General features: G+C 79.9%; 3 protein-coding genes. 2 read left to right on the top strand and 1 reads right to left on the bottom strand.

Annotation, left to right across the window (positions count from 1 at the left end; translation table 11 throughout):
* Nucleotides 1–234: 234 nt before the first annotated feature.
* Nucleotides 235–909 (top strand): hypothetical protein, encoded by a 675-nt coding sequence (locus ACFWA9_RS38255; protein ID WP_380394021.1) that lies wholly within the window; start codon nucleotides 235–237, stop codon nucleotides 907–909.
* A 26-nt stretch (nucleotides 910–935) separates the two neighbouring features.
* Here ACFWA9_RS38255 and ACFWA9_RS38250 read toward each other — a convergent pair whose 3' ends face one another.
* Nucleotides 936–2,555, bottom strand: a complete 1,620-nt coding sequence (locus ACFWA9_RS38250) for a DUF6350 family protein (RefSeq protein ID WP_380394018.1) — start codon at nucleotides 2,553–2,555, stop codon at nucleotides 936–938.
* Between the two features lie 135 nt (nucleotides 2,556–2,690).
* Between ACFWA9_RS38250 and ACFWA9_RS38245 the strand changes: the two genes are divergently transcribed.
* Nucleotides 2,691–4,742: LuxR C-terminal-related transcriptional regulator (locus ACFWA9_RS38245; RefSeq protein WP_380394015.1), on the top strand; the 2,052-nt coding region annotated here is incomplete at its 3' end.

The raw sequence follows: 4,742 nt of genomic DNA, 5'->3' as shown, positions 1-4,742 counted from the left end.
GGGTGGTGCGGAGCTGCCGGCGGTGGCCGGTCGGGCGGGGCGGGGCGCCGACGGAGTGGGGCGGCGGGCCCGGGGGTGGGACGTCGGGTGCGGCCGGGCGGGCGGGCCCTCGCGGGTTCGCCGGTGCGGTGGAACGCGCCCCGAAGGCAGGCCGCCGAAGGCCCCACGGGCGACTGCGGGATCATAGGGTGGCGCGGGCGTCCGCCCCACCGACCGAGAAGGAATGGCTGAACCATGAGCAGCGGTGACAACACCGGCGAGCGCAACCCCTTCGCGCCGCCGCCGGCGGATGCCCCGGACCAGCCGTGGCAGCCCCGCAACCCCGGGCCCGCCGGAGGTTCGGACGGTTCCAGCGGTTCCAACGGTGCCGACGGCACCGACGGCGGCGGGAACCCGGACGAGCGGCCCGAGGTCCCGCCGCCGCACCCGTGGAGCCCCGGCTACCAGGGCGGCGGCTGGCACCCCCGCCCGCCCGCCCCGCAGCCGCCCAAGCTCGACCCGAGCGACCCGGCGCAGCGCAAGGCCCGCAACGCCGCGCTGGCCGGTATGGGCGCGCTGGTCTGCGCGTTCGCCTCACTGCACTACGTGGCGCTGTTCGTCGGCGCGCTGGCCATCGTCTGGGGAGTCGCCGCGATGCGGGCCCCCAAGCCGGCCGCCGCGACCGCGACCGGCGGGGCGGCACCCGCCGCCGGCGAGTCCGCCGCCCCCAACCCGCTGACCCCGGCCGCCCTCGCCGGGGTGCTCACCGGCGCGATGACGGTGGTCTTCGTCTCCTCGGTGATCGGCCTCAGCCTCTACTACAACGACTACGTGACCTGCGTCCGGGACTCGCTCACCTCGACCGGCGCGGACAACTGCGAGCGCCTCGCGCCGAAGTGGTACGTGGACATCACCTCGAAGAGCGAGTAGCGGGTAGCGGACGGACGGCGGCGCCGTCAGTCCAGCTCGTCCAGGCCGGTCACGTCCTCCGCGGCCGCCTCCGCGCCGTCGGCCGACCGACCCAGCCGCAGCACCACGGCGTACGCGCGGGCGCGCAGCCACAGCACGCCCCGGCGCGCGCGGCCGGCGATCGCGCCGCTCCCGGGGGCGCCGACGGCCCCGGGCAATCCGACGGTTCCGGGGCCGACGGTTCCGGGAACGACGGTTCCGGGGACGCCGACAGTCCCGCCCCGGGGCAGGCCGACCGCGTCGGTATCGAGTCCGGTGTCCGCCCCGGCCGCCGCCGTGGTGGCCGACGCCCGGGCCGCGACCCGGGCCCGGGTCAGCAGGGCGCCCGGGACGGCCACCGCGGCGATCCAGCCCGCCGCCGCCAGCCCCGTCCGCCACGGCGCCGGGCCCAGCTCCGCCATCCGGCCGCCGGCCAGCGCCCCGCCGGAGAGCCAGCCGAGCACCGCGGCGGCCGCACCGGTCAGCAGGGCCACCGCCAGCACGGCGACGGCCGTCCCCGCCGGCCGCCACGGGCCGGGCCGGGCCGGCGCCGGCTCCTCCCGCTGCCGGATGGTCCGGTCCGCGCCGCCCGGGTACCGGGCCCCGGCCGCCGCACGGCCGATCAGGACGGCCGGGACCACCCCGGCCAGGGCCGGCAGCAGGCAGACCAGCTGCCGCCAACCGCCCGCGCCGGGCTCCGCCAGCAGGGCGAACAGCGGGAAGTCAGGCACCGGCCCCCGCACCGTGCCGGACGGCGCCACCACCGTCCCCGTACCCGCCGCGAACCCCGGGCCCAGCGCGTAGGCCGTCCCCCAGAGCACCGCGTTCGGCAGCAGCGCCACGCTGAGCAGCAGCAGTCCGGCGACCGCGGCCGGGCCCTGAGCGAGCGCCGCCGTGCCGTGGCCGCCCCCGGTCACCGCGTCCAGCAGCGCCGCCACCGCGACCACCGCCGCACCCGCCGCCACCAGCCCAACACCGGCGGCCAGCGCCGCCGACCGGATCGCCGCCGCGCCCCCGTCCAGGCGGGCCCAGGCGGGCAGCCCGTCCAGCGCCCGCCGCCGGAGCACCCGCCAGGGCGCCGGCCAGGACGCCGGTCCGGACCTCGGCGAGGGTGCCCCGGTCGCCCGGGCGCCGACGGCCGTCGCGACGGCCGCCACCAGCGCCACCACCAGGACGTCCGGCAGCACCCGCGCCCGGAACAGGCCCGCGCCCGAACACTGCGCGACCACCACCACGGCGACGGCGCAGTAGCCGGACCACACCGCCAACGGACCGCTCCAGCGCGGCCGCAGCCGGCGCCGGGCCGCCGCCCGGGCACCCGCGCGGTGGAGCTGGCCCACCGCCAGCAGGCCGAGCAGCAGCGGAGTCACGGTCAGCGGGGCGTCCAGGGCGCCGCGGAGCACCGGCGCGCCGTGCCCGAGCAGCCAGAGCGCCCCGGCCAGCCGAACGGCGCCGGCCGCGCCGTCGTCCGCGTACGGGGTCACCACCCAGAGCCCGAGGACCGGGACGGCGACCACCGCCAGGCCGAGCAGCGCCGTCCGCACCCCCGTGAGCACGTCGGCCAGGACGGGTCTGGCGCCCAGCTCGCCCGGCACTTCCAGGATCGGACGGCCCATCAGCTGCGTCATGCGCCTCATGGTGCCAAGGCGACTCGCCATGCTCCGTGAAGAGGCAAACCACCGTCGTGTCCCAGATTATTGGCTTATGCGCATTTTCAGACCCTGCCCTCATGCCGTCGCCCCCGCTCCGGCCCGGAGCGTCTGATGACCACGCCGCCGACCGCCGAGCGCCCGGCCGACGCCGCCGCCGCCAACCACCCCGCCCGGACCGCCGGATCCGCCGACCCCCCGGCACCCCCGGGACGCCCCGGGAAGGAACGCCCCGGAAAGGGCCGGACCGAACGGGGCCGGGGGGCGCAGGCCGCCGCGGGCGTCGCCGGTGCCGCGGGTGCCGCGGGTGCCGACGGGCCCGGCCGGGCCACCGGGGCGAACGGGCCGGCCGGAGAGCAGAGCGAGGCGCTCCGGCTGCTGCGGCAGTTGACGCCCCGTGAAGCCCAGGCCCTCGCCCACCTCGCGGCGGGCCTGGACCTCGCCCAGTCGGCGGCGGCGCTCGGCGTCACCCCGGCCACCGCGCGCAGCTACCAGCACCGGGCCATGCGCAAGCTCGGCACGCGGACCCACGCCGAGATCGTCGCCTTCGCCGCACTGCTGAGCCCCGCTCAGGGCGCCTCCGGCGGTCCGGCGGGCCCGCCGGACACGCCGGGGCCCGGCACCCCGGTGGAGCAACCGGCCGGGCGGGAACGGCGCGGGCACGCCAAGGCCCGGCCGACCGGCCCGGGCGACGCCGCCTCCCACGGAGCCCCGCGCCCCGGGGAGGAGGCCCCCACGCCGCGACCCGCCGCAGACTCGACCCCCACGCGCCCCGGGACACCCCGGCCGAACGGCGGCAAGGCCGGTGCCGCGCACACCCCCGCCGCCTCCGGGGCGCCCCGCACCGACGGCGGCACACCCGGCGCCCCGGCCACCGGCGCGGTGAACACCCCCGCCGCCTCCGGGACGCCCCGCACCGACGGCCGCACCGCCCCCCGGAGCGGACCGGCGTCAGGCGCGCCGCCGCGGCCGAACGGCGGCAGGCCGGCCGGCACCGCCGCGAAGCCGCCCGCCCGGACGAACCCCGCCGACGGCCCCGCACCCGCCGGGTCGCCTCGCACCGACGGCGGGAGCGCCCCCGAGCCGAACGACCACAGGCCCGCCGCCGCCGCGCTGGCCGCCGCGAACGCGGCAGGTGCGACCTCGGAGCCCCTGGACGCCGTACCCGTACCGTCCTTCGAGGAGCTGTACGAGGCCGCCCACACCCGCCTGGTCCAACAGGTCTTCCTGCTCACCGCCTGCAAGCACCGCGCCGTGCACTGCGTGCGGCTGGCCTTCGGCGAGGCGCGCCGGCACTGGGACGAGGTGGCGGCCGGGGCCGATCCGGAGGGCTGGGTGCGGGCGCGGGCCTGTGAGGCGGCGCTCTCGCCGTGGCACCGGGGCGGTCCGCGGCGGACGCACGTCTGGCGGCTGCCGCACCGGCGGATCAAGGTCCGCCCGGCCGACGAGTCGCAGGCCGTACTGCCGGACCACGACCGGCTCACCGACCGGGACCGCGCACTGCTCAAGGCGCTCAAGCGGCTCTCCCGCCCGCAGCGCCGGGCGCTGGTGCTGCACGACGGCCTGGGCCTGCCCGCCGCCGCCGTGGCCGTCGAGGTGGAGTCGACCGTGGCGGCCGCCGAGGGCCGGGTGTGGGCCGCCCGGGCGGCGTTGGCGCAGTGGGTACCGGACCTGGTCGGGCCCGATCCGGCCGCCGAGGGTTTCGCCGACGGGCTCGCCGGACTGCTGCACCGGGCCGCCGTCCGCGGCTGCCCGGAGCCGCAACGGCCTCCGGTGCCGGTGCTGCGCGCCAGGCACCGACTGGCGAACGCCACCCGGACCGGGGCGGCGGTGCTGATCACGGTGGCGGTCGGCGGCGCGGCGGCGGCGACACTGGCCGGCAGCGGCCCGGGGTCGCTGTTCCACCGGGCCCCCGAACCGCCGAAGCAGGCGGTCTGCGGCGCGGTCAACGGCTCCGCCGTGCCGCTCGTCCCGGACGGTCCGCCGACGGGCATCCGCAGTCTCTGGTGCAGTCCGACGCCCGGGGTCGAGCCGGTCGTGGTGGACCCGCCGCCGCCCCGGGCGCCGCTGTGGGAGCTGCCGGCCGCCGCGCGCGCCGCGGCGGCCCTGCCCCCGCCCGGCTCGGCGGGCGGGCCGGCGGCCTGCACCCGCTGGTCGCTCCTCCCC

The organism is Kitasatospora sp. NPDC059973 (genome assembly GCF_042737525.1).
In the GTDB taxonomy this organism is placed as follows: Bacteria; Actinomycetota; Actinomycetes; order Streptomycetales; family Streptomycetaceae; genus Kitasatospora.
The sequence above is the reverse complement of the archived record's forward strand: the minus strand, read 5'-3'. Positions and strand labels throughout refer to the sequence as shown.

Coding starts and splice junctions, on each gene's coding strand:
- ACFWA9_RS38255 (WP_380394021.1), top strand. CDS start 235: ATGAGCAGCGGTGACAACACCGGCGAGCGCAACCCCTTCGCGCCGCCG.
- ACFWA9_RS38250 (WP_380394018.1), bottom strand. CDS start 2,555: ATGACGCAGCTGATGGGCCGTCCGATCCTGGAAGTGCCGGGCGAGCTG.